Source organism: Scopulibacillus darangshiensis (assembly GCF_004341035.1).
GTDB lineage: Bacteria > Bacillota > Bacilli > Bacillales > Sporolactobacillaceae > Scopulibacillus > Scopulibacillus darangshiensis.
The window spans coordinates 1-25,977 of the sequence record NZ_SLXK01000042.1 but is presented as its reverse complement, the minus strand read 5'-3'; the positions used below and the strand labels follow the sequence as shown (position 1 = coordinate 25,977).

The following is a 25,977-nucleotide window of genomic DNA, read 5'->3' as shown; positions in this document are numbered from 1 at the left end:
GGAAGAGGAGAGGTATTATGGGACAATTTAAAGCAAAATTTCCAGATCATTTTTATTGGGGCGGAGCAACAGCGGCGAACCAAATTGAAGGTGCTTTTGACGAGGACGGGAAAGGTCTATCCGCTGCGGACTTTGTAGAATATATCCCTAAGGATCAAAGAACAAAAGATAACGCAATGGAAATCACCTCTGAACAAATTAGAAAAACATTAAGCGGTGAGACGACAGCGCGTTATCCTAAGCGTGAAGGCAATGATTTCTATCACCGTTATAAAGAAGATATCGCCTTGCTTGCCGAAATGGGCTTTACTTCTTTTCGCTTTTCCATTCATTGGTCAAGAATTTTCCCTAATGGTTATGATGAAACGCCAAATGAAGCTGGACTGCAATTTTACGACAATGTGTTAGATGAATTAGCGAAATATGATATCGAGCCAATAGTAACTTTGTCCCATTATGAAACACCTTACGGATTAACAGAAAAATACAATGGCTGGGTTGGCCGTGAAGTCATCGACCACTTTGTCCGATACGCGGAAACGGTTTTCAAGCGCTATAAAGATAAGGTGAAATTCTGGATTTCATTTAATGAAATTAACATGATCACGATTAGCCCTTTTACCGGCGGCGGCATTCTATCAGATAGGGAAGATAACCCAATGCAAGCCAAATATCAAGGGTTACATCATCAGTTTGTAGCAAGTGCGCTTGCCACTAAGAAATTGCATGACATTATTCCGGACGGGAAAATGGGCTGTATGCTGGCAAGAATGAGTCATTATGCCAACACCCCGAATCCAGAAGACGTTTTAAAAGCGCAAAAGGAAAACCAAGATAACTTGTTCTTTACAGATGTCCATGCCCGCGGTGAATATCCTAAATACATGGAACGTTTCTTCATTGAAAATGATATAAAGATTGTAAAAGAATCCGGAGACGATGAGATTCTGAAACAACATCCGGTAGATTACATCACCATCAGTTATTATATGTCCATGTTATCTTCAGCTACTCCAGAAGGCGAGCGGAGCGAGGGCAACTTAATGAACACATTGAAAAATCCTTATTTAGAAGCATCCGACTGGGGATGGCAAATTGACCCGATCGGCTTGCGCGTTGTTTTAAATGACATGTATGACCGTTATCAATTGCCAATCTTTATAGTGGAAAATGGCCTTGGCGCATACGACAAAGCAGGGGAAGACGGTTCAATCCATGATGACTACCGCATTGATTACCTAAGAAAACATATAGAACAAATGAAAGAAGCGGTCGGTGATGGTGTTGAACTAATCGGATACACCACTTGGGGACCCATTGACTTAGTGTCAATGTCAACAAGTGAAATGTCCAAGCGTTACGGTTTTGTTTATGTCGATAAAGATGACGAAGGCAACGGATCATTGGAAAGAAGGCGCAAAGATTCATTCTATTGGTACAAAAAAGTTATAGAAACGAATGGTGAAGAACTTTAATTAAAGCATGGTAATTATCCGAGAGCCCCCCTGATTTAAAATCAGCGGGGGCTCTTATTTTATAATGGAAAAAAATATAATTTACAGCAAATCTAACGGTCATTCTTCACTTGGCATAAATTGCATTTAGCCAGGTTGATGCCAAGCAGAAGGGAATAGGGAAATAATATAGAACTAACAAATAAGCGGGGCGCTTTTTAAGGGGGATAATCATTGAGCAATAGTAAAAATATAGAGAAATTGGAACATGAAATTTTAGAATTGGAAACAATCTTTGAGCTATCAATGGATGAAATATTCGTGACTGATGGAGCTGGAAATTGTATAAGGGTAAATCCCGCGTGTCAAAAAAATTGTGGCAAATCCGTGGACGAATTAGTAGGCAGAAATGTGAGAGATCTGGTTGCCGAAGGAATATTTACACCCTCCGCAACTTTAAAAGTGTTAGAAACAAAGGAGCCTGTCACAGTGATTCAAACGACCTCTAACGGAAAAAGGTTGCATGTGACATCGTCACCAGTGTTTAACGATTCTGGTGAGCTGATCTTTGTTATTTCAAACACAATAGATATAACTGAGGTGCTGTCTTTAAAAGAGAAAATAAAGGAAATGGAAGAGCTGATAGAGAGCTATAATATCCAGCTTAATGAATTAAAAAGCAATAATCAATACTACGGAAATAAAATCGTGGCGAAAAGCCCGTCAATCGTTAAAATACTTGAGTTGTTAGGAAGGGTGGCTAAAGTTGACAGTACGGTCTTATTGCTTGGAGAATCAGGGGTTGGAAAGACAGAAATAGCAAGATGGATTCATGATGAGAGCACGAGAAAAAATGCCTCATTTGTAGAGATTAATTGTGGCGCTATTCCACCGAATTTATTTGAATCTGAATTATACGGGTATGAATCCGGCGCCTTCTCAGGGAGTTTATCGTCAGGAAAAAAGGGGCTGATTGAATTAGCGGATAACGGGACCCTTTTTCTTGATGAGATCGGCGAATTATCAATTGATTTGCAAACTAAGCTGCTACAAGTCATTCAAAATAAGTCATTTATGAGAGTGGGAGGAAGAAAAACAAAGAAAGTTGATATTCGGATTATAGCAGCAACAAATAGGGACTTAGACAAAATGGTTAGAGACGGAGCATTCCGGCAGGATCTTTACTACCGCCTATCCGTTGTGCCAATTGAGGTTCCTCCCTTACGAGATAGACGTGAAGAACTGATTGAATTAATCTTTTCATTATTGGACCGAATCAACGCAAAATATAACTCAAACAAAATGTTATCTCCAAACGTTTTGGAAGAATTAACAGCGTATGACTGGCCAGGCAATATCCGTGAACTTGAGAATACCTTGGAACGGTTAGTCGTTACAACGGATGGAATTTTGATAGATAAAGGGTTGACGAATCAGCCGCCTGCCAAAAATTTTAAAGAGGAGCCAAAGCAGGATAAGGCATTTTATGATAAAGGCGATTTTGTTGCCGAACTTTTCAATAATAACGAACTAAGTCTCGAGGAGCGGCTTGAAAGTGTGGAAAAAGAATTATTATCCTACTATATGAAGAAGCTTGGATCAACCCGGAAAGTTGCTGACTTCTTAAGTTCAAGCCAGAGTACGATTAGCCGAAAGTGTATCAAATATAAGATAAACAGACCCAAAAACGACTTATAGAGTCATTTTTGGGTCTGTTTTTTTCAACAAGTGAGTCAATAATGGGTAGATTAGGCGTGTTATGACTCATAAATGACCAAGTTTCTTTTGGCATGATCCTTGCAATGTAATAAGTGCAAGGAAAACTAAAAGAAAGTAGGTTGGCAAAAATGGTTGAATTTTTAAAAGAACAAGAAGTGATTCCAGCACAAGAAAAGAACGAATTGGAACAGACGGTCGCTTCTATCATCCAACAAGTTAGAAATGAAGGCGATATAGCATTAAAGGGGTTTTTGAAGAAATTTGATAAAGTAGAAATAGACGATCTAAAGGTTTCCGAAGATGATGTGTTAGAAGCAAAAAAGAAACTTCCTGCCACGCTTATTGAGGACATGGCTTTCTCGATAGAGCGCATTCGCGCTTTTGCAGAAGCACAAAGAAGAACTTTAACTGAATTTGAACAAGAAATGATTCCAGGAGTTCATCTGGGGCAAAAGGTTATTCCTATTGAGTCTGTCGGCGCATATGTCCCAGGCGGCAGATATCCATTGCTTTCATCGGCACAAATGGCAATTATTCCGGCAAAGGTTGCCGGCGTATCCAACATCCGAGTCTGTACCCCTCCAACCAAAGAGGGAGTGATTCATCCGGCCGTCCTTTATGCCGCTCATCAATCGGGGGCAGATGAAATTTTTTCATTAGGCGGCGCACAAGCGATAGCAGCACTGGCCTATGGAACAGAAACGGTAAGTCCAGTCAATAAAATCACTGGCCCTGGCAACCGCTTTGTCACCGAAGCAAAAAGGCAGGTTAATGGCGTTGTAGGCATAGATCTTTTAGCAGGACCGAGTGAAGTGTTGGTTCTTGCTGATAAAACAGCGCAAGCTGAATATGTGGCATCCGACCTGCTGGCTCAATCAGAGCACGATATTGACGCGCAAGGTATTTTAGTCACTACGAGCAGAGAACTTGGACTTGAAGTTATTCATGAAATTGAGAAGCAATTACAGACGTTGCCTACTGCAAAAGTTGCACGGGAATCTTGGCGGAGAAGGGGACAGGTTATTTTGGCAGAGTCCCTGGATGAAGCCATTTCTATTACAAATCATTTAGCTGCGGAACATCTCCATGTCCAAGTAGAGGAAGCTTATTCACATTTAGATAAATTAACAAATTACGGATCTCTATTTTTGGGAGAAAATGCTTCCGTTGTTTTTGCCGATAAAGTTTGTGGAACGAATCATATTCTTCCAACGAATGCTGCTGCTAAATATACAGGCGGTGTATGGGTTGGCACTTTCCTGAAAGTTGTTACCTATCAGAGAATTGAAAATGAAGGGGTGACACAATTAGCGCCGCATTGCGTCAGGCAATCAAATAGAGAAGGGTTAATCGGCCATTTGCGATCGGCAAACATTCGATTAACGGGAAAATTAGATATCGAAGAAAACATATAGTCATTTCCTATGGAAAGAAAAGTGAAAGGCTCACAAAATAAGACCTTATTTTGTGAGTCTTCCATCATTTTCATTATAAAAAGACTCGCAAACGAGTTGAGGAAATGGTTAAGTAAATGATAAGGATGGTGACAAAAAGATGGCTACTCGGAAAAGCGGGCTTCAACAGGGTCTTAAAACAAGACATATTACAATGATATCGATTGGCGGAGTCATAGGGTCCGGTTTATACGTCGGCACTGGAACGATTATTAATGATACAGGACCAGCGGCTATCATATCGTATCTATTAGCAACGATTATGGTGGTGCTGGTGATGCGTATGCTTGGGGAGATGGCAGTATTAAACCCGGACAGCGGATCATTTTCGACCTATGCCCAGCAGTCAATAGGTCCCTGGGCTGGTTATACCATCGGTTGGCTGTATTGGTTTAACTGGATAATTATCATCGTCATAGAGTCAACGATACTAGGAGCTATGGTTCATGGCTGGGTACCGTCGATTCCAACGTGGATAGCAAGCTTATGTTTTCCGATCATTATGATGATAACGAATATATTTTCGGTTAAATCTTATGGGGAGTTCGAATATTGGCTGGCATTTATTAAGGTGGCAACGATTATTGCCTTCTTGTGCATTGGCGCAGCCATGATCTTGGGCATTATGCCTGGCGTAAAATCGCCGGGATTAACGAACTTTAATTCCTATGGCGGCTTTTTCCCTCATGGCATTCTTCCAGTATTTTTAAGTATAGTATTTATAACCTTTTCTATCTCAGGAAGTGAAGTGGCGGCAATCGCGGCTGGAGAATCTGAGAACCCGGAGAAAAATATAATTAAGGCAATTAACAGTGTTGTTTGGCGACTGCTGATATTCTTTGTAGGTTCTTCAATCATAATAGTGTTCTTGCTTCCTAAGAGCGAATCAGGCTTATTTAAAGCGCCTTATGCGAGTATATTTAATATGGCAGGCTTGCCGATTGCCGGTCAATTTATGAATATCGTCATTTTCGTTTCGTTATTATCGATTCTAAACACCGGTATGTATACCAGTTCGCGGATCCTGTATTCTCTATCTAATAAAGGAGATGCACCAAAACCTCTTTCAAAAGTAAATAAACGCGGGGCTCCAATTGCCGCAATTCTGGCTAGCGTAGCAGCTGTGTACATTATCACGTTATTAAAATTAGTGGTTGCGGATAAAATATTTGTTATTTTAGCAAGCAGCTCGGGCGGCGTCACAATGATTATGTATATATTTATTGCTGTGTCACACTTGCGATCCCGAAAGAAAATTGAAAGAGAAAATCCTGGGCTCTTAAAAGTTAAAATGTGGCTGTTCCCATATCTAACATACGTAACAATAATAATGTTGTTTGCAATCTTTGTTGCGCAGGCTTTTATACCATCTATGCGCTTGCAATTCTTCCTGACATTCGGCATTACGGTGCTTGTTCTTGTTTCTTACTTTTTACTGCACAGAAGGAGAACGAAATCAAATTCAGTTCTATACGAAAGAAGGACAGATGCTTAACAAGAAAAATGATATTGCAGTTGTTTTGAACAAAAAATTATTAGTATGCAAAAGACAAAAAGCAGCCGATGTTAAGTTCGGGCTGCTTTTATATATTTTGTAGAATGTTTTGAGGAACGTAAGGCAGTGAACGATTTTCTTATATAAGGCAAGTGCTTCAAATAAAGGTTTTAGTCACCTTATGTCGAAAATTTAAAAAAGAAAATATCTTTGCCTAGGGAGTGATAGAATTGGCCCGTGTTTTATTTATTAATGGCGGATCAGAAGGACATATCAATCCAACTATTGGGGTTGTACGAGAGCTTATTTCGCGTGGAGAAGAGGTAGTGTACTTTACGATAGAGGCTTTTCGGGAGCGGATAGAGAAGACGGGAGCTACTGTACGAACATTTGATGGTCAAAAATTTATAAAAGCCTTTATTTCCGGCGGAAGAAATCACTTACTCGAGAGAGTCAACGGACTTTTACATACGGCAGATATCGTCATACCTAACGTTCTTGAACAGATTAAAGGGGAGCATTTTGATTACATGATCCACGATTCTATGTTTGGTTGTGGACGGTTACTTGCCCAAATCCTTAAGCTTTCCGCGATCAATTCGTGTACATCTTTTGCGCAGTCCAGGATATCATTCGATAGAACATTAGAACATCTTTCACAAAATGTCCCAGCAGAAATTTTAAAAAGGATAAATGATGATTTTCAAAACCTGACAGCAAAAATTAAAGAAAAATATGATGTTGAAATCAATTCTCCTTATGAAGTTTTTTGTAACCCTGCACCACTTACAATCGTTTATACAACTAGGGAGTTCCAGCCTTTTGGAGAAGCATTTGACCAAACCTATAAATTTGTAGGTCCATCCATTTCTTCACGGTTAACGCAAAAAAACGTCGACTTTACTGCAATCAAGGGAAAAAGCCCCATTTACATTTCACTGGGTACTGTCTTTAACCAAGCCATTGATTTCTATAAGCTTTGTTTTAAGGCATTTGGGGACACTGATCATACCCTTGTCATGTCTATTGGGAAACAAACCCAACTAGGTGAATTGGGAGAGATCCCCCAAAATTTTATTGTAAAAAATTATGTTCCACAAACCGAAGTGCTGAAATACACTAAATTATTTATCACACATGGTGGAATGAACAGTACCAATGAAGGGCTCTATTACGGGGTTCCGCTAATTGTCATCCCGCAAAGTGCGGATCAGCCGATCATTGCAAGGCAAGTTGCCAATATCGGAGCGGGTATTCAATTACAAATGGAAAGTTTGACGGCAAATCGACTATATGAAGCTGCGGATCATGTGTTAAACCACCAATCCTTCCATAAAGCTGTTGCTAATATCAGAGAATCCTTTCAAAAATCGGGTGGGTATCACCAAGCTGTTAATGAGATTTTCAAATTTAAAAGTCAATATGATATTTGAATATAAAAATTCTCAGCTGCCATTATTGGTGGCTTTTTTAGTGGTTATGGCATCTCTTTAACATTCTATATTGAATGCTTTTTATCTTTATCAACGTTTGGCGGTGTACGAGAGTGTGTTAATATCCGGTCTAATACTTTTTCAGTAAAAGGCATAAAGCAATTAAGTATTAGTCCCCCAAAACAAACGGTTAATAAAGTTCCCACGCCAATTGGTCCATTTAAAATTATTGCCATTATCAAGAATACGAAGTAAATGAATGTTCTCGAAAAAAATATATTTGTTCTAGTTAATTCTTTAATGATTAAAGTTAATCGGTCAACTGGATTGGGGCAAAATTTGTGTGTAAATATGTTGCAGTTCCCAATCCTATAACAACTAAGCCGATTCCAAAACAAACTGCTTTGCTGTACCATAGTTCAGGTGTTACAAAAAAGTGCAATAAAAAAAGCCACATATCAATACCGATACCCGTTATAAATGCTGTTAACAACCCCAAAACTTCCGGTCTTCGTCTTTTTAAAAACGAATGACAACATATCAATATTAAAGCTATGATTACTTCCCAGCTTCCCACAGTAAGCCCCGCATTTATGGACAGTCCTACCAAAAGCGCATCAAAAGGTGACGTTCCAAGGCCTGATTGTATAGTGAAAGAAATACCAAGGGTTAATATGAAAATGCCTAATACATAAAAAACATACTTCACTTTACCCAACCTCTTTATTATTATTTTTTTATTGCATTTGCAACAAAAATGGGATATATTAAATTTAGCTTAACTTTGTTGCATTTGCAACAAAAATATCTGCTAAGGAGTTAATATGAAGGAAATTCTTCGTGAAATTGGAATGATAGCAAGGGCATTAGATTCTATAAGTAATATAGAATTTAAAGAGCATGACCTTACAAAAGGACAGTATTTGTACCTTGTGAGAATATATGAAAATCCAGGTATCATTCAAGAAAAGTTGGCCGAAATGATAAAAGTAGATCGAACAACAGCAGCCCGTGCGATAAAAAAACTTGAAATTAATGGCTTTATCGAAAAGAAAGAAGATGAGCATAACAAAAAAATTAAAAAGCTCTTTCCAGCAGAGAAAGGGAAAAATGTTTATCCTTTTATAAAAAGAGAAAATGATTATTCCAATATGGTTGCATTAGAGGGTTTTTCCGAAAAAGAAGCAGAAACCATTTTCAATCATCTTCAGAGGGTAAGAAAAAATATAGAAAAGGACTGGGAATTTGTAAAAAAGGGAAACAAGAGAAATTATTGATTATATAAAGGAGCGGACATATTTAAATGACTATAAATATAAAAAAGTGTACCCTTGAAGATTCACGCAAACTTCAAGAAATTGGTTGTGAAACATACAATGAGACATTTAAGGATCATAATTCACCCGAAAACATGAATGCCTATTTGGCAGGGGCATTTAACTTAAAACAATTAGAAAAAGAATTATCCAATATTTCTTCGCAATTCTTTTTTGCCTTTTTTAATAATGAAGTTGCTGGATATTTAAAGGTCAATACGGGTGATGCTCAATCTGAAGAAATGGGTGATGAATCACTTGAAATCGAAAGGATTTATATAAAGAATAAATTTCAAAAACATGGGATTGGTAAATATCTGCTAAATAAAGCTATGGAAATTGCGATGGAAGGTAATAAAAAGAAAATCTGGCTAGGCGTATGGGAATATAATGAAAATGCTATTGCTTTTTATAAGAAAATGGGGTTTGTCCAAACTGGAGCCCACTCTTTTTATATGGGTGATGATCAACAAATCGACCTTATAATGACCAAAACACTCATATAACTTTTTTGAAAGGTGGATTTATTGTTAGGTACGACAATTTTCCAGGTTAGTGCATCTCCCTAAAAAAATTGTCCTTTTCTCCACGCAAATGGCCCCCACCATTAGGCGGGGCATTCACTCGTTTATCGTTTGTTCATACTCCTCCCTCAGGCGCTTTATATCTTCTTTAGGTGGAAAACCAAACATACGGGAATATTCACGGCTGAATTGCGCTGGACTTTCATAGCCTACCTGGAATGCAACATCTGCTGCATCCGCTGATTCGGATAATAACAGGCTCCGAGCTTCTTGAAGTCTCAGTTGTTTTTGAAATTGGATTGGGCTCATCGCGGTTACCTCTTTAAAGTGCCGATGAAGTGAAGACACACCCATATTTCCTATTTCCGCAAGTTCCTCAATCTTAAAAGACTTTTCATAGTTATTCATGATATGTTCAATCACGTCACTGATTTGATTGGTGGAACTTCCTTCTATTGCTATTTGTTTCAGCATTCCCCCATGGTTTCCTTGCAGAACCCTATAGATGATTTCTTTCCTAATTAGAGGAGCAAGTACCGGGATGTCCTTTGGCGTATCTAGCAAACGAGCTAATCTTGTTACCGCGTCTAGCAAAGATGGCTCTATTTTGCTAACATACATACCTCGTTTCGTATTTTCCTTCTTGTCAATTCCCATTTGAAATTCACGTAAAACGTCTAAAATTTCACCTGGTGTAAATTCAAGTTTGAGAGCAAGATAAGGAATTTCGGAAGAGGCTTCCGTGACTTGTCCGGTAATAGGCAGGTTAACAGATGCAACAAGGTAATCGGCAGGACCATACCTAAAGAGCTCCTGCGAGAGCAATACCTCCTTCATCCCTTGAACGACAATGCATAAAGAAGGCTTATGAACCCCATAATTTGGTCCAGTATTATTAGAGTAATGGGAGAAAAATAAGGACGGAATAGCAGTCATATGAGAACCATCACTTCCTGTGTGACATTCTATGGCTTTTGCGAGCTCAACCCTTTGTCTATATAATTGTTCAAACATAAAATCCTCCTTTTATTTTTTCATTATTGATGGTCCAATTATAATTCTTATTCTCCTGTTACGTAAATAGCTGTGATAGGATTAGGCAATCATTTGATACGATTGTGATACCAGTCATGATTTCATTTATTGCATAATAAGGATGCTCAAGTTGTTAATCACCTTTTATTTGTATCAAAAAAATATCAAATTATAGATAAGGAGTTGACGGAGTATCCATGGATGCCCCGGAACATCTATGGTTAATAAATAGGAGAGGAAGATAACTAATGCAAAAGCGTGAATTAGGAAAAAGTGGATTAGAAGTTTCTGCTATTGGACTCGGTTGTATGGGAATGAGCCATGGTTATGGTCCGGCATCAGACAAAAAAGAGATGATTTCGCTGATCCATGAGGCAATTGATCGCGGCGTTACTTTCTTCGACACCGCCGAAGTGTATGGTCCATATGTAAATGAAGAGTTGGTAGGCAAAGCGCTTGCTCCATTCAAGGGAAAGGCGGTCATTGCGACGAAGTTTGGTATCCAAATGGTAAATGGCAAGCAGGTGCTTGATAGTAAGCCGGAGAATATTAGGCAATCGGTAGAAGGTTCTCTCAAACGCCTTAAGGTTGATACCATTGATCTTTACTATCAACATCGTGGTGACCCAAATGTGCCGATTGAGGAAGTAGCTGGAGTCGTACAAGACCTAATCAAGGAAGGTAAGGTAAAACATTGGGGACTTTCTGAAGCAGGCGTGGAAACGATTCGCCGTGCACACGCGGTTCATCCGGTCACAGCCATTCAAAGTGAATATTCCATGATGTGGAGAAGCCCTGAAGAAGAACTGCTGCCTACCCTTGAAGAACTGGGAATCGGTTTTGTTCCGTTCAGCCCTCTGGGAAAGGGATTCCTTACGGGAAAAATTGATAAGAATGCAACATTTGTTAACTCTGACTTCCGCAGCATTGTTCCCCGCTTCAAGCCGGAGAATATCGAAGCGAATCAGGTTTTGGTCGATTTGATAAAAAAGATTGCTTCAGGGAAAGACGCAACACCGGCTCAAATTGCACTCGCATGGGTGCTTGCCCAAAAGACATGGATTATTCCAATTCCCGGTACAAGGAAACTAGAACGTCTGGAAGAAAATCTAGGCGCAGCTGACGTTGAACTAACTTCTAAGGAACTTAGTGATTTGAACAATGCACTTTCAAAGATCGAGATTTCGGGAGAGCGGTATCCGGCTGAATATGCAAATAGGGTCGGCAAATAACTGACAAATAATTTTTAAAAACAGGAGGACTTTATATGCAAAAGGTAATTTTGAACAATGGTGTTGAAATGCCGATACTCGGCTTTGGTGTTTTTCAAATCCGAGATGAAAATGAATGTGAACAAGCTGTTTGCGACGCGATTATGTCAGGCTATCGAATGATTGATACTGCCGCCTCTTATCTAAATGAAGAAGCGGTCGGAAGAGCCATTAAACGGAGCGGTGTGCCAAGAGAGGAATTGTTTATTACTACGAAATTATGGGTTCAGGATACAGGATATGAACGTACAAAGAAAGCATTTGAAAAATCGCTGGAAAGACTGCAACTGGATTATTTGGATTTGTATTTAATTCATCAGCCATTTGGAGATATATATGGTTGTTGGTGCGCGATGGAGGAATTGTACTATGAAGGAAAAATCAGGGCAATCGGAGTAAGTAACTTCCAGAACGATCGTCTGATTGATTTAATTATTCATAATGAAGTAACTCCTTCCGTAAACCAGGTTGAAACACATCCTTTCAACCAGCAAATCGAAAGTGCAAAATTCATGAAAGAGAACAATGTTCAAATCGAATCCTGGGGTCCTTTTGCCGAAGGAAAAAACAACATGTTTCAAAACGAAATTTTGGCATCAATAGCCAACAAATATGATAAATCGGTAGCTCAAGTGGTTTTGCGTTGGTTAACACAAAGAGGAGTCGTTGTGATTCCAAAGTCTGTTCGCAAAGAGAGAATGATTGAAAACTTCAATATCTTTGACTTTGAATTAAATCGAGAGGACATGGAGAGAATTGCGGCATTAGACACGAAAGAAAGCCTGTTCTTTTCTCATAGGGATCCTGAAATGGTGAAATCAATCGGTACTCGCAAACTTGATATTTAATGCCCTTTACTTTGCCTTTATAAACCGACGGACAACGTCACCTGTTCTATTTCATCCCGGATGATCCCAATATAAATCAGCTTGCTGAAATTTATTTAACAATACCCCTTGACTTGGAGTCCACTCCAAGTATTAGTATTGCTTTGTATTCAAAATAAAGAAGCAAGAAAGGATGTTATCTCTTATGTCAAATATTCAAGATAAAGTTGTTATTATTACAGGTGCCTCTAGCGGAATTGGAGAAGCTACAGCAAAACTTCTTGCTAAAAAAGGAAATAAAATAGTGCTTGGTGCTCGCAGAGAAGAACGTTTGAAGGAAATCATGAAAGATATTGATACAGAGGGGGAACTCGCTGCCTATCAAGTCACAGATGTAACCAAACATGATGATGTCGAAGACTTGGCAAAACTCGCATTAGATAAGTTTGGGCGAATCGATGTATGGATAAATAACGCGGGTCTAATGCCGCACTCAACGTTCGATAAACTCAAGGTAAAAGAATGGGAACGTATGGTAGATGTCAATATTAAAGGGGTATTATATGGTATTGCCGCTGCATTGCCATCTATGCGTGAAAGAAAAAGTGGTCATTTTATCAACCTTTCATCTGTTGCCGGACACCAAACCCATCCGGGCGGTGGCGTTTATAGCGGAACGAAATATGCTGTTCGCGCGATAAGTGAAGCCCTGCGCCAAGAAGAAGCTGTGGCGAAAAGCAATGTTCGGGTAACCATTATTTCTCCTGGAGCTGTTGCTACAGAATTGCCAAATACCATTACAGATGAGGACTTAAAACAAGGTATCAATCAATTGTATGAAGCGGTAGCGATTAGCCCAGAACGTATTGCAGAAACCATTGCTTTTGCAATAGATACTCCTTCTGATACAACAATGAATGAGATTCTTTTACGCCCAACTGTTCAAGAAGTTTAATGGGGTTTTCGGCTCCAGAACAATGAAAGGATGTTTTTTTAATGGCATTTGAAAAACAAACCGCTGGACGCGACATACTTGGAGATTTTGCGCCGAAATTTGCTGAACTTAACGACGATGTCTTATTCGGGGAAGTTTGGTCAAGAGAAAAAGAACTATCTTCACGCGATCGCAGCATGATTACCGTTTCTGCTTTAATGGCTGGAGGAAACTTCGAACAATTGACGCCACATCTTCAAAAGGCGAAAGCAAACGGATTAACAAAAGCTGAGATTGCGGAGATCATCACCCATCTTTCATTCTATGCAGGATGGCCCAAAGCCTGGTCAGCATTTAACATCGCAAAAGAAATCTATAAAGATTAAGAGAAAGCAGGGATTCAATTTGACAAATGAAAACTTAAGCAATAGCACAATCTTTCCATTGGGAGAAAAGGTTGAAGAAAACTTTATCGGCGATGCATACCTGCAAATGGTGTTTACAGATCCGACGCCACTCAATACATCTATCGGTAATGTAACCTTTGCCCCGGGAGCCCGTAATCATTGGCACTCTCATAAAACTGGGCAGGTTTTGTTAGTGACAGGTGGCGAAGGTTGGTATCAAGAAGAAGGAAAACCAGGTCAATTACTCAAAACGGGGGATGTGGTGAATATCCCGCCGCATGTAAAACATTGGCATGGTGCAACAAAAGACAGTTGGTTTGTGCACTTGGCCATGACGCCGGGAGAAACGGAATGGCTAGAACCTGTTGATGATGAATGGTTCAATAAATTATAAAACGAACGGGAGTACATTAGGCCAGTCCTAATCATTGGAGGTAAACGATGAATATTTCAGAAGTCAGTGGCAAATTTGGTCTTACCCCCGATACGCTTCGTTACTATGAAAAGATCGGCCTTATCCCACCGGTTAATCGAACCGCCGGGGGAGTTCGGGCGTATAGCGAACATGATTTAAATTGGATTGACTTTGTCATGTGTATGAGAAATGCCGGTTTATCAATAGAAGTGCTCCAGAACTATTTGAAGCTTTTTGAGCAAGGGGACTCGTCATTACAAGAACGCAAGGAAATCCTGATTGAACAACGTCAAGTATTAGCAGAGAAAATTCGTGCACTGCAAGACACTGTAGAAAGACTAGATCATAAAATAGAAGGTTACAATGGTCAATTGTTAGAGGCAGAACATGAGTTGCAAAACAAAATGGTTAAAAAATAGCTGACCAATAAAATGATGCTTGATATCAAATAGGGGGAAATGAAATGTCTCAAATCAAAGATAAAGTGGTTATTATAATGGGTGCATCAAGTGGGATTGGTGAAGCAACTGCCAAGAAACTTGCACAAGAAGGAGCAAAATTAGTTATTGCAGCTCGTCGTGAAGATCGATTGAAAGCTCTTGTTGAATCATTGCCTAATGCGGAAATTTCATATGTTGTTGCAGATGTTACGAATAATGAGGAAGTACAAGCGGTTGTAAATTCGGCATTCGAAAAATATGGTCGTGTAGATGTACTTTATAACAATGCAGGTATCATGCCAACTGCACCACTTGTGGAAGGGCACCGTGATGAGTGGAAGCAGATGCTTGATATCAACATCATGGGAGTTTTGAACGGAATCGCTGCGGTGTTGCCAATCATGGAAAAACAAAAATCGGGACACATTATCTCAACAGATTCCGTAGCAGGACATGTGGTATATCCTGATTCAGCTGTTTACTGCGGAACAAAATTTGCAGTAAGGGCAATTATGGAAGGACTTAGACAAGAGCAACGGGAAAATAATATCAAATCGACAATTATATCACCGGGGGCGGTTCAGACCGAACTATATAAAACAATTAGTGATAAAAAAGTTTCAGATGAACTTCATAAAGCACAAAAAGAGTGGGGGCTATCTTCAGAAGATATTGCGACGGCTGTGGTGTTTGCAATTGATACACCCGATCGTATGGCGGTTAGCGATATGATCGTTCGTCCAACTGCTCAAGTAGTCTAAACATATGGACCGAATGAGGGTTTGTCATACTTCTTCTATCTATGCTATTTCCCATTGGATGCAGCATAGAGGAAAAGTAAAGACTGTTCCAGAAAGTGAAATAACTGCATCGATACAACAATCAACTCATCAGTAGGTGAATTTAAAAAATGGACATGAAAGATTTTATAGATTTTTGTAAGAAAGGCAATCCAATTTCAGGTGAGGATAAAGAATTACATGGGCTGTTAACTCAATGCAGTTATGAAGCCCAAAAGATCACAATGGCATTGAATACGTCCTATCATTCAAAAGAAGAAATTGTAGAGATTTTTAGTGAACTAACAGGGAATAAAGTTGATTCGTCTTTTATGTGTTTTCCGCCATTTTATACAGACTTCGGCAAAAACATTACAATTGGAAAAAATGTGTTTTTCAACACAGGCTGTTCCTTCCAAGATAGAGGTGGAATTAGTATAGGAGACGGTTCCATGATCGGTATGAATGTCACGATCGCTACACTTAATCATGGGTTACCTTTAGAAACAAGAAACACAACATATCCCTCTCCAGTTATAATTGGTGAAAATGTATGGATCGGGTCAAACGCAACAATACTGCCAGGTGTGACGATTGGGGACAACTCTGTTGTTGCGGCAGGAGCTGTTGTCACTAAGGATGTCCCAGAAAATATTGTTGTTGCAGGAGTGCCAGCAAAAGCTGTAAAAAAGGTTACCTAACGGGTGCTTTAATGAAGTAATGAAAAAGCCCAATTTCTCTATGAAGTTGGGCTTTTTAAGATTGGAAGTTCGTTATGGTCGCATAATCTTGAAGCTACCCTCTATTTAAACTTACTCATATAAAGTGTAAAAAGTTATTTGGAGTAATATGATTTTTTCTACTGCCAATTAAAGCAATACAGTGAGCTAATCGCTCCACGCCTAGTTTAATTTGGCTCTCGTTCACTTGAGAGATGCATAATCGAAGGAGATTTTCTTTTTTATATTCTGGTAAAAACATTCTAGAGGCATCATCAACATATATATGCTGTTCGTTTAGCATATGAACGACCTGTTTTGCTGTCACATTCTCGGGCAAAGTGATCGATAGATAGAATCCTGAAGTCGGTTTAGAAAAATGAGTATTAGCCGGCAGCAATAAGTCACATGCTTCTTGAAGAATTTGCATTTTAGTACGGTATACTTCTTTTATTTTTTTGAGATGGCTATTAAACATGCCACTTTTTAAATAGATTTCCAGCGCACCTTGAGAAAGTGCTGAACTATTAAAATCCGAACTAAATTTATATCGTAAAAAATTGTTAATCATTAATGCAGGAAGAATGACAGTAGCAATCCTTAACCCTGGGAGAAAAATTTTCGAAAAGCTTTTAATATAAATCACTCTTCCAGAAGAATCAAAAGAAAATAAAGGATCTGATTTTGCATTTGGATCAAGGTCTCCTAAAAAATCATCTTCCACTATATATACATCGTATTTTTCAGCTAACTCAACGATTTTTTCCTTTTCGCTATTCGTGTAACAATGGCCAAGTGGATTGTGAAATCTCGGGATGATATAGAAAAATTTTATGTCATTATTTCGAAAAATGTATTCCAGACGTTCAAAATCAATCCCTTCCATCGCTAAATCAATTCCAAAGGTAGTAGCTTGGTGAAGATTGATGGACTCAATAAATCCGAAATAAGTAGGCTGCTCAATTAGAATATTGTTTTTTCCATTTGGAAACGGCATAGAAACTAATAAATTAAGAGCCTGCTGCGAGCCAGATACAACGACTAATCTTTCAGGTTGAGTGAACACCTGTAAATTCTGCAAATATTTCACTAACTGTACTCGTAATGAGTAAGACCCTTGTGGATCAGAGTATGTAAAAAGCTCTTCTTTATATTGTTCAATTGCTTGATTCATACAATGTTGAAATTCAAGATAAGGCATAACGTTTTTATCTGGACCAGCAGACAAGAAATCAATCACCTCATTTTCATTCGTCGCATTTTGAAATTCATTCACAACAAAGTAGCCGCTTTTAGGGACAGAATAAATTAAATGCTCTTTTTCTAGTTCTTCGTATGCTTTAATGACTGTATTTTTGCTGCATGGAAAATGCTCAGATAGCTGACGAACAGAAGGGAGTTTACTCCCCGCAATAAGCGCCCCGCCTGCTAGCCGAAGCTTAATTTCTTCCATTATCTCGATATATTTTGAGCTCATACATTTATCCTCCTTCAACTGTACCGGTACAGAAGGGTAAAGCAATGATTTATTTTATTCTGTGTACCCGTTATCATTTTAATTGTATCAGAACTGTTTTTTTAGAAAAGCAGAAAATCGTACAGATATGATAAAAAAATGAAAGAGGTTGTTAAGATGCAGAGAGAAACTAGGGAGAAATTTGGATTATTGTTGGGGTTAGTTGGTGTCATTTGTTTTAGCTTAACGCTTCCTTCTACAAGTATTGCTGTAGAGTATTTTGGGACTACGGTCGTCGGTTTAGGAAGAACAGTTGTTGCTGCTATTTTAGTATCTGTGATATTTATTGTTAGAAAAGAAAAACTTCCTTCTCCTCACCAATTCAAAAGCCTACTTATTGTTGCTGTTGGTGCAGTTTTAGGATTTCCTCTCCTCACTTCTTGGGCAATGGCATCCTTGCCTGTTTCTCATGGAGCTGTGGAATTAGCCTTATTACCATTAGCAACAGCCGGATTCGCTACGTTTAAAGCAGGCGAAATTCCTTCTTTCAAATTCTGGATTTCAAGTGTAATCGGCTCTTTAGCTGTTATTATGTATGCACTTCATCTTGGATTCGGTCAATTACAATTTGCCGATTTAGCTTTACTAGCAGCAGTGCTTGTACTTGGACTTAGTTACGCAGAAGGCGGGAGATTAGCGAAAGAATTAGGCAGCTGGCAAGTGATTGCTTGGGCAATTATGATCGGTGCTCCATTTTTCATCATTCCAGTTGGGCTAAACCTTACAACTGAAATGCTCCATGCCCCAATACATGCTTGGATTAGTTTTATTTATCTCGCAGTCGTTAGTCAATTTCTAGCATATGTTGCTTGGTACGGCGGAATGGCTATGGGCGGTATAGCAAGAGTAAGTCAGATTCAGTACTTACAACCATTTTTGATGATTCTATTTGCAGCGGTATTTCTAAATGAATCCATCACATTCTTCACTCTTGTAATAGCAGTGATTGTTGTCTTTTCTGTTATATTAGGCAAAAATGCTCCCGTAGCAAAAAAAGGATCTGTATCAGACTAACTGGATATTCAATTGGGGAAATATGGCGAGAAATGAGTTGTATGGCATGTAGCTCATGGAATGACCCAATTGTGTTACAGGAGGCTTACGCTCATCTTTTCGGGTTTCAACTTTTGCTTCGATGCTTGCTATGAAGAGAGGACAAAGTTACAATCATGGCCACTGTGATATTGTTTTTGAAAGTACTCTATAATCCTTGCATATGTTAAAATAAAGAAAAAGTTGGGAGGAATTATATGGTTGGAAAGGTAAAGGTACCCTCACTCGTTATTATATCTCTAACTTTGTCACTGTTAATGGTAGTAGCATATTTTTTAAATTTGTACGAAAACCCATTAGGTCTTATCGGAGGCTGGTATGTAATTTTATTGGGTCCGATTATAGTTATTTTGAATTTGATCGCATTATTTTAAAAAAATTATCATAATTTAATTCCCCTAATTTCACTTATCATCGCAATGGTTTTGGTTGTTACCGCATATGTTAGTCTTTTTAATTGGAATAATCCGTAAAGGAAAATTCGGATTCACGACGTTAAGAAAAATTTAACAAAAAATCGATTTCCTTAGGTGATACTAGATTGCACTTGCTAAAGGACCCACGGTGTTTTAACATAGTTAAGCAATGATATGGACAGTGAACCTTACTCTTACACATTCTAGAAATCTTCTTTACCTAGGGCATTGCGCTTGCTCCAACTATAGCTGCTTTCATGCACGATTTTTTTCTCTGCCCTATAGATATCTTTAATTATAATTGTAAAATTATCGTTCATGATGATTTTTCAATTGAAGTACAAATGCCTGCCTTCGAGGAACCCGAGGAAATACAAGATTTTGAAGACGAACATGGATTATTAACTGTCCTTTCTTTAGCCCATCAACCTTGCAAAATCAATGGCAAACTTCATACAGGAATATCTCCCGCAGCAACCTTCTTAGTATTAAACCACGGAGCATTTAGAGAAGGAGAAGGAGAACGGCTACAGAAAGGAATCAACTGGCTTTTAGAGAAACGTGAACAATGGAATATAAAGATTGTTTTAAGTATGGGCTGGCATGCTTTAGATAATCCCCACTTGTTAAAAAATACCCGATACAATTCCACTGTAAAAGCACTAGCCCCAGTTTTAGAAAAAGATATTCTGGTGGTATGTTCAAATGGAAATTCTAGAATAACGAATATTAGACCGCCTGTCGAATATTTAGCTGTAGGCGGCTATAACGACCGAGGATCTGCTGATATAAAGCGACATGTTCCACATACCGATGAACCATGGGGACCTAATGGAGATGGACATATGAGACCGGATATTTTAGGACCAAGAACATATTTACCTGTACCTATCCATAAAAAAGAAGGCTCTATGAGATCAGTGGTCTATTATAGCGGAACAAGTGGATCCGGAACTTTAATAGCTGGTATTTGTGCATACTTATTTTCAAAGTTTCCACATAGCGACAGTCAATTACTTAAAAATGTTCTAAAGGAACAAGGAGATTATATAGATAACTATGATAACCCGGCACCAAAAGTCAATGTTTCAAAAGTATTAAAGGCTTTGGAAACAGGGTATACAAACAATGTTCCTCCTCAAATAAAAAGGCCAATTATTGTAGAAAATCCTACAAATTCATTACAATCTAAATGCGAGATAGAACGTGCTTTAGCTCTATCATACCTAGTAGAACAATCTCTTTGCAGCAGGAAAGACTTATGGATGTATACATTAGATCCCACAGGTATCGTTAGAAATATTGCTGTTTCAGGATTACATAAACCAGCAATTGCGAAAGAAAGAGAAAAATTCTGGGCTCAATTACATACGGAAAGCGAAGGAGGTGTGAGAGGCTTATATATGTATGGCCTCCTTCAAGGTGCTACAGCAAACGAAATTGAATCTTGGATATCTTGGGCAAATGATGAAAATTGGTCTGTACGATGGTGCGTAGACAAATATCTATTAAAGTATTCGGAGTTTCCAAAATTTGATCTGACACCTGACCCAGATTTAATAGCTGAAAAAGCAAATGCTTTAAACCAAGCTTATAAACAATACAAAAATAAAATTTCAAGTTTACAACAGTAATTATTAAATTTCGATAACGGGGGTAGTGTGAAATAGATAGTCAAAAAATGTGCTTTTCTTATTACAATATTAGCTTATAGAAGTATCGGTGATTATTCAATCATCGGGCGCTAATCCGGAATAAGGATCAGCGTCTATATTGCGGAAAAGGACTATATTGTTGAACAAGCCAAGTTAAAATTTAACTAGGTTATTAATCAAAGTCAATGTTCAAAGGAGATATTGTAAATGCCGTGGCCGGATATAAACTCATTGATAATTATGCTCGTACTCTTGGGTTGGTGTTTTAGTTTAATGCATAAAAACAACAGTGCTTTAAAAGAGAAAACAATAGGCTTTTAGAGACAACCGGGGCATATGAAAATATGTAAAGCGAAGCAAAGGAAATATTAAGGACTTCAACAGAAAGACCATTAAATCATTAAGAGAGAAGTACGGTTTGTCTTTGATAGATGCAAAAAAATCGTGGACTCAGTAAGATAGTGTTGATCTTCAGGAAATGGGTGCAATTCTTGTGTTAACAATACCTTCTCTTTTTAACATTTTGGGATGAACGTTGTTCCAGAAAAGGGCGCAGTAATTGGTGCGAAATGTTCCTGTCTCAATGAAATGTGGTCACACAATTTCAGTAAAGGTCAGGCAGTTTTAAATTCCTAAAACTGAAGGGTTATGTTGGGAGTCAAATGAGGAGGTAAGTCTCTGAAAGGCTTTCCCTGCGTCGAATAGCACGCTATTTGGTAAGAAATTGTGTGTTATAAGCTCGGCCAATAGGCGTGAGAATTTACCGTAACAGTTTGGCTGACGAAAGCCTACCCGATGGGGTGGTGTAAATCATGGTGCTTGGGTTGAACAAATATGGTGAGAATGTAATGTAAAATACAATAAGACACTGTATTGCTGACGAACTTCTGAATGTACGGGTCTAGAAGCGCATTATATAGAAATGTATTTACTACCAATTGGAATATAATGGTGTAAATGAGGGTATACGATTCAGGTAAATCAAATAAGATAGGGTGTTTGGTATATGCTTTTATTAATATTTCGGTAATAATATGCGGATTTGATCTGGTGGTTTTTATTTTGTTTTTCAATGGAATTGATTTAGTTCCAGATAAAGCAATTTTCCCTTTAATGATAGGTGGGTCAATTTTGGGGTTTATTTTACCGTGGTTTGGAAGCAAGGGAGTTACAAGAAACGTAGGTATTTGGGGTAATTTCTTGTTTTTTTAATTGCTGTAATCGTTCCTTTATTGGCTCATCGGGCCAAATTTTGAAGGATCCTTTCTAAAGACAGATGGATATTTACGTTAAAATAAATGAGATTGTGAAGGAATGTACTTAGATGTAACCTTTTACTATGAAGGAGGGGTAAAAACTGGGTCAAACAGTTTTAATGATCGCAAATTAACGAGGTGCCATACCCCAGAAAATTTCTTCGCTCTTTGTAAAAGATTGAAGATATTCTCTATCTACAAGTTGTGAACGGTAAGCTCGAATAGCCTTCAGCTTTTCAAGTGCAACAGCTTCATTCAGAGACACTCTTTCTTGCGGAGGCCATGGAACAAAGCGAGGAATAGGAACTCCTTTAAAATCAAGTGCTTCATGAGAAGCAAAAGGATCTCGTGGCGTAATCCCTTGGGGCCATGGCCATTCGGAATCAGGTCCACTGTGGATTAAATAGGTATGAACACGACCTTGATACCTTAACACTTTAATTGCGTCTCGAACAAACCAGTTGACTGCCATGTGGTCAAGGTGCTGATCGGCTGCTTCAGGGACATAGATGTCTTTCGGCTGAAAGATCTGAATGAGATCCATCGTATCAGAGAGTGCGAATTTCTTTAGATAGGGCGCAGGTTTGCCATATGCGAGCTTGTGATAGTCAATTTGTACAAGTCCATAGGTTTCTTTTTTAAGAGTAGTGGGCGATTGGAAATAATTAGAGTCTTTACTCTGGTATACCTTGTTTACTGCACCATCGGGGTACCCTAGAAAAGTGATATTTGAAGGATTTAGTCCCAGCATCTTAGTAGCAGCAAACACTTCTAACTGGCGGACCCGTGACAATTCAAGGTAATCCCATGAACTGAGATTATCAATATTCTTGTTCATAAGCATTGAAGCGGCTTTTGTGTATCCATCCCCATTCGTAAAGAAGACTACATGAACTCGCTTTCCTGCCGCCAATGCATGCATTATCACACCCCCACAGCCAAGAGTCTCATCATCGGGATGCGGAGCGAAAACCAGGATGTCAACCGAATTAGCGCTAACACCCATATTACCTATTGGATTACCAAATGCAGTTCGTGGTGTGTAAAATGGTACTAAGGTTAATCCTGGTGTTAAAAATGCTGGTTCTAATAAGTGTAGGGGCGGTTGGTGATAAAGATTATAGCGCATCTCATAAAATGGATGAGATTGTTTTGAGTTGGGCGAATACAAAGTAAAAGGCAACTGTAATTCTGATTCATTCACCTTAATTCCTCCTCGTACATTAGTAGTAAGATCTCTTTCTATAAAAATTTCCAGTTGATGTTGATCCGGATCCTCTAAAATTCACTCTAGATTTCTATAGGTTTCAAGGCCAGATTTCAACTTTCTTATCTATAAATATTTTTTTACCCTTGTTTCACTCACTTGATGGGGAAGCCGAGGTAAAGATCCATATTTATCATAAATAGATTTATGAGTATTACTATACCTTTGGAGTTGAAAGTATGTCACAAATGCTTGCTGGTGCGGATATAATTTTTTTCGTTTTTATCATGTCTATTTTATGAAGAAGGATGGTGATTCAATTACCGACTTTTCTGTTTCTAATGATCAACACAGAGTGGAAATAAAAGAATCTAAATAGAGGCTAAGTTTGATTGATATTCAGCAAACTGGCGCAATTCCGGAACAAACGTGTTCCATATTGATGAAGAACAGAAGGGTTTTTAAAACTGTAAGCAGAATAAATTAAGAGGCAGTATATAAATTGAATTCTCGAAGGTTGGTGGGTGTAGGTAATGTCTCTTGTTATGACTAAAAATCTTGCTCATAGAATTGAACAATCGGAAATGGAGAGTTTGGAATCCAGACTTAAAGCTGTTGAAAAAATAGAAGGTAATCCAATGGATGTCGATATAAGAAAGTTCGGCAACACCACGGCATTTTCAGTAAAGAATATTCCGGGGCCTTCTTTCAATAGGGTGCTTGGCATAAGCGAAGAAAATGAAGAGAATATTGATCCGATTTTAGATTTTTATCAGGAAAAAGATATCCCGGCAAGATTTGAAATCACTCCAGCGCATGCTTCTCTTGAATTACTACAGTCGCTTTCTAAAAAGGGATACTTTCAATGCGGTTTTCATAATACACTTTGTGGTTCATTATCAAATAATTATATTTCAACTACTGAACCGGACAGATCAATTTCTGTCCGCGAACTCAAGCAAGACGAGTATGCGATTTTCGGAGATATTTATACAAAAGGTTTTGACATGCCCTCTTTTTTAAAAGAACATGTCGCTCAAAATAATCAGGTATTACATAATAACAAGAATTGGACCTTTTACATTGCAAGCTACAAAAGGGAACCTGCCGGAATAGGGGTTTTATTCGAATATAATGATGTAGGTACACTCGCTGCTTCCGCTACTCTTCCGGAATTTAGAAATAAAGGCGTCCATAGTGCACTTATCTCAAAAAGGTTGGAGAAGGCTAGACAACTGAATTGTACTTTAATTGTCGGGCAAGCAAAGTATGGCAGTGCTAGTCATAGAAATATGGAAAGAGTCGGAATGAAGATTGCATACACTAAGGTAATCTGGGTCAAGTCTTGAGATTCACCATACTGCAAAAGGGCGCATACTAGAAGAACGATATCGTCTTATTTTGGACCATCGGGCCGTTTATGGAGTAAAAGCAGGATTTATTGTATGGGAATCGAAGTTGTTTATAAGCTATTTTAGATATTTAGGTGGGGGAAAGATAATGCAAATGCCAGTACATATTGTTGCAGCAGGGGGCTTTGTTGAGAATAACCAAGGCGAAATATTATTAGTAAAGGTTCGTAGAGATGGAGATTGGGTATTTCCAGGCGGGCAAGTGGAGGTCGGGGAAAATTTAATAGATGGAGTAATCAGAGAGGTAAAAGAGGAAAGCGGAATTGATGTCATAGTATCCCATTTGGTAGGGATTTTTTCTAATACGGCAACATATGAGGGGCACAGTGGTGTAAAGATAGTACCCACAAAAGTCATGTTTGATTTTGTATGCAAACCCGTGGGTGGAGAACTGACAACATCAGATGAAACATCGGACAGCTGTTGGGTTAGTAAAGAGGAAGTTCTTGATTTAGTATCAGCCCCTGCTCTACGAACACGTTATCAAGCATATTTAGATTATAATGGAAGTATTAACTATATGGATTATATAACCAGGCCAGAATTTGAATTGAAACTGAAGAGGAGTGTGTAAGGAATAAGCATATTCTAGAATTCAAGGTATCTTGAATTCAAGTCTTCAATCATCAGGCGCAAATCGCAAATCTGGAATAAAGCTACGCCAAATATTGCACTAAAGGGCCATTTAATGACGGAAAAACATCAAGTAGGATTAAGTAAATATAATTTCAAACGTGGTAAAGTATGTATAGTAGTACGAGCTATTTTGAAATCTATAAGGGGGATTTTCCATTGAAAAAATCGTTCAAAACAACACTAGCTTTTTGTTGTCGAGTGGTTCATATACCAAGGTATGAATTTAAAATATAGTCTTAAACAATAGGGCGCTTTAGTTGAGTGAGGCAATCCTGCAAACAACAAATGTTGCATTCGTTTCAATGAAACATTTGTTGTACCAAGGGAAATAGCCATGACACCTTGGGGATAAATAAAGACTGTCCTTTGACAGCCCTGCTTAGTGTCTGCCTTTCCAATCATTATGAAAATCCTTAATTGCTATCAGAAATAAATACAACATCATAACCGTAGCAATTTCCCCTGTAAAAAGGGCAATAATGGCAATAACAAATATCCAAAAATAAAACAGCTTCTTCGCTAAAATCTATGGGTTTGAAGACTAGATTCCTTGACAATACTAGGTATTAAACTATGAAAATACCTAGGAGTGAACTTAAAAATG

Annotated in this window: 22 protein-coding genes and 1 pseudogene; 19 read left to right on the top strand and 4 right to left on the bottom strand. The window is 38.4% G+C overall.

Going from position 1 to position 25,977, the window contains the following annotated elements:
* Nucleotides 1-17 precede the first annotated feature (17 nt).
* The 5 genes from EV207_RS19160 (at nucleotide 18) to EV207_RS19140 (ending at nucleotide 7,555) form a co-directional block, all read left to right on the top strand.
* Nucleotides 18-1,475, top strand: a complete 1,458-nt coding sequence (locus EV207_RS19160; protein ID WP_132747765.1) for a glycoside hydrolase family 1 protein — start codon at nucleotides 18-20, stop codon at nucleotides 1,473-1,475.
* Nucleotides 1,476-1,688: 213 nt separating this feature from the next.
* Nucleotides 1,689-3,152 carry a sigma-54 interaction domain-containing protein gene (locus tag EV207_RS19155; RefSeq protein ID WP_132747764.1) on the top strand — a complete coding sequence of 488 codons (1,464 nt, stop codon included), beginning with the start codon at nucleotides 1,689-1,691 and terminating at the stop codon, nucleotides 3,150-3,152.
* Between the two features lie 149 nt (nucleotides 3,153-3,301).
* Entirely contained in the window at nucleotides 3,302-4,588 is a 1,287-nt protein-coding gene (gene hisD / locus EV207_RS19150) for a histidinol dehydrogenase (RefSeq protein WP_132747763.1), read from the top strand.
* 139 nt (nucleotides 4,589-4,727) lie between these two features.
* Nucleotides 4,728-6,122, top strand: coding sequence for an amino acid permease (locus EV207_RS19145; RefSeq protein WP_132747762.1), 1,395 nt, complete (start codon nucleotides 4,728-4,730; stop codon nucleotides 6,120-6,122).
* Between the two features lie 230 nt (nucleotides 6,123-6,352).
* A complete protein-coding gene (locus tag EV207_RS19140; protein WP_132747761.1) occupies nucleotides 6,353-7,555 on the top strand; it encodes a macrolide family glycosyltransferase in 1,203 nt (400 codons plus the stop codon).
* 212 nt (nucleotides 7,556-7,767) lie between these two features.
* On the opposite strand, the pseudogene EV207_RS19135 reads toward EV207_RS19140, so the two are convergent.
* Nucleotides 7,768-8,264: pseudogene (locus EV207_RS19135) on the bottom strand (YczE/YyaS/YitT family protein); the annotation flags it as partial.
* A gap of 115 nt (nucleotides 8,265-8,379) precedes the next feature.
* Here EV207_RS19135 and EV207_RS19130 point away from each other — a divergent pair.
* Together EV207_RS19130 and paiA are read left to right on the top strand one after the other, a co-directional pair.
* Nucleotides 8,380-8,832 (top strand): MarR family winged helix-turn-helix transcriptional regulator, encoded by a 453-nt coding sequence (locus EV207_RS19130; RefSeq protein ID WP_132747760.1) that lies wholly within the window; start codon nucleotides 8,380-8,382, stop codon nucleotides 8,830-8,832.
* A 26-nt stretch (nucleotides 8,833-8,858) separates the two neighbouring features.
* The gene (paiA, locus tag EV207_RS19125; RefSeq protein WP_132747759.1) at nucleotides 8,859-9,377 is read left to right on the top strand and encodes a spermidine/spermine N(1)-acetyltransferase; all 519 of its coding nucleotides are present in this window, start codon (nucleotides 8,859-8,861) and stop codon (nucleotides 9,375-9,377) included.
* A gap of 114 nt (nucleotides 9,378-9,491) precedes the next feature.
* On the opposite strand, the gene EV207_RS19120 is transcribed toward paiA, so the two are convergent.
* Nucleotides 9,492-10,409, bottom strand: a complete 918-nt coding sequence (locus tag EV207_RS19120; protein WP_132747758.1) for an AraC family transcriptional regulator — start codon at nucleotides 10,407-10,409, stop codon at nucleotides 9,492-9,494.
* A gap of 269 nt (nucleotides 10,410-10,678) precedes the next feature.
* Between EV207_RS19120 and EV207_RS19115 the strand changes: the two genes are divergently transcribed.
* The 8 genes from EV207_RS19115 (at nucleotide 10,679) to EV207_RS19080 (ending at nucleotide 16,204) form a co-directional block, all read left to right on the top strand.
* Complete coding sequence (locus EV207_RS19115; RefSeq protein ID WP_132747757.1) at nucleotides 10,679-11,662, top strand: aldo/keto reductase; 984 nt, start codon at nucleotides 10,679-10,681, stop codon at nucleotides 11,660-11,662.
* A gap of 35 nt (nucleotides 11,663-11,697) precedes the next feature.
* Nucleotides 11,698-12,549 (top strand): aldo/keto reductase, encoded by an 852-nt coding sequence (locus EV207_RS19110; protein WP_132747756.1) that lies wholly within the window; start codon nucleotides 11,698-11,700, stop codon nucleotides 12,547-12,549.
* 184 nt (nucleotides 12,550-12,733) lie between these two features.
* Nucleotides 12,734-13,483 carry an SDR family oxidoreductase gene (locus EV207_RS19105; RefSeq protein WP_132747755.1) on the top strand — a complete coding sequence of 250 codons (750 nt, stop codon included), beginning with the start codon at nucleotides 12,734-12,736 and terminating at the stop codon, nucleotides 13,481-13,483.
* A gap of 41 nt (nucleotides 13,484-13,524) precedes the next feature.
* A complete protein-coding gene (locus tag EV207_RS19100) occupies nucleotides 13,525-13,848 on the top strand; it encodes a carboxymuconolactone decarboxylase family protein (protein ID WP_132747754.1) in 324 nt (107 codons plus the stop codon).
* Nucleotides 13,849-13,867: 19 nt separating this feature from the next.
* The gene (locus EV207_RS19095) at nucleotides 13,868-14,263 is read left to right on the top strand and encodes a cupin domain-containing protein (RefSeq protein ID WP_132747753.1); all 396 of its coding nucleotides are present in this window, start codon (nucleotides 13,868-13,870) and stop codon (nucleotides 14,261-14,263) included.
* Between the two features lie 47 nt (nucleotides 14,264-14,310).
* Entirely contained in the window at nucleotides 14,311-14,703 is a 393-nt protein-coding gene (locus EV207_RS19090; protein WP_132747752.1) for a MerR family transcriptional regulator, read from the top strand.
* Nucleotides 14,704-14,747: 44 nt separating this feature from the next.
* On the top strand, nucleotides 14,748-15,485 hold the full coding sequence (locus EV207_RS19085; protein WP_132747751.1) for an SDR family oxidoreductase: 738 nt from the start codon (nucleotides 14,748-14,750) through the stop codon (nucleotides 15,483-15,485).
* Nucleotides 15,486-15,634: 149 nt separating this feature from the next.
* Nucleotides 15,635-16,204 (top strand): sugar O-acetyltransferase, encoded by a 570-nt coding sequence (locus EV207_RS19080; protein ID WP_132747750.1) that lies wholly within the window; start codon nucleotides 15,635-15,637, stop codon nucleotides 16,202-16,204.
* Between the two features lie 115 nt (nucleotides 16,205-16,319).
* Here EV207_RS19080 and EV207_RS19075 read toward each other — a convergent pair whose 3' ends face one another.
* The gene (locus EV207_RS19075) at nucleotides 16,320-17,699 is read right to left on the bottom strand and encodes an aminotransferase-like domain-containing protein (protein ID WP_132747749.1); all 1,380 of its coding nucleotides are present in this window, start codon (nucleotides 17,697-17,699) and stop codon (nucleotides 16,320-16,322) included.
* A 156-nt stretch (nucleotides 17,700-17,855) separates the two neighbouring features.
* Here EV207_RS19075 and EV207_RS19070 point away from each other — a divergent pair, with 156 nt between their 5' ends.
* Both EV207_RS19070 and EV207_RS19065 read left to right on the top strand, forming a co-directional pair.
* Nucleotides 17,856-18,752, top strand: a complete 897-nt coding sequence (locus EV207_RS19070) for a DMT family transporter (protein ID WP_132747748.1) — start codon at nucleotides 17,856-17,858, stop codon at nucleotides 18,750-18,752.
* A gap of 712 nt (nucleotides 18,753-19,464) precedes the next feature.
* A complete protein-coding gene (locus EV207_RS19065; RefSeq protein ID WP_132747747.1) occupies nucleotides 19,465-20,841 on the top strand; it encodes a S8/S53 family peptidase in 1,377 nt (458 codons plus the stop codon).
* 1,407 nt (nucleotides 20,842-22,248) lie between these two features.
* Here EV207_RS19065 and EV207_RS19060 read toward each other — a convergent pair.
* Nucleotides 22,249-23,322: a PIG-L deacetylase family protein gene (locus EV207_RS19060; RefSeq protein WP_132747746.1), complete on the bottom strand. Its 1,074-nt coding sequence runs from the start codon at nucleotides 23,320-23,322 to the stop codon at nucleotides 22,249-22,251.
* A 536-nt stretch (nucleotides 23,323-23,858) separates the two neighbouring features.
* On the opposite strand from EV207_RS19060, the gene EV207_RS19055 reads away from it, so the two are divergent.
* The gene (locus tag EV207_RS19055; protein ID WP_132747745.1) at nucleotides 23,859-24,674 is read left to right on the top strand and encodes a GNAT family N-acetyltransferase; all 816 of its coding nucleotides are present in this window, start codon (nucleotides 23,859-23,861) and stop codon (nucleotides 24,672-24,674) included.
* Nucleotides 24,675-24,825: 151 nt separating this feature from the next.
* On the top strand, nucleotides 24,826-25,311 hold the full coding sequence (locus tag EV207_RS19050) for an NUDIX hydrolase (RefSeq protein ID WP_132747744.1): 486 nt from the start codon (nucleotides 24,826-24,828) through the stop codon (nucleotides 25,309-25,311).
* Nucleotides 25,312-25,977: the final 666 nt, after the last annotated feature.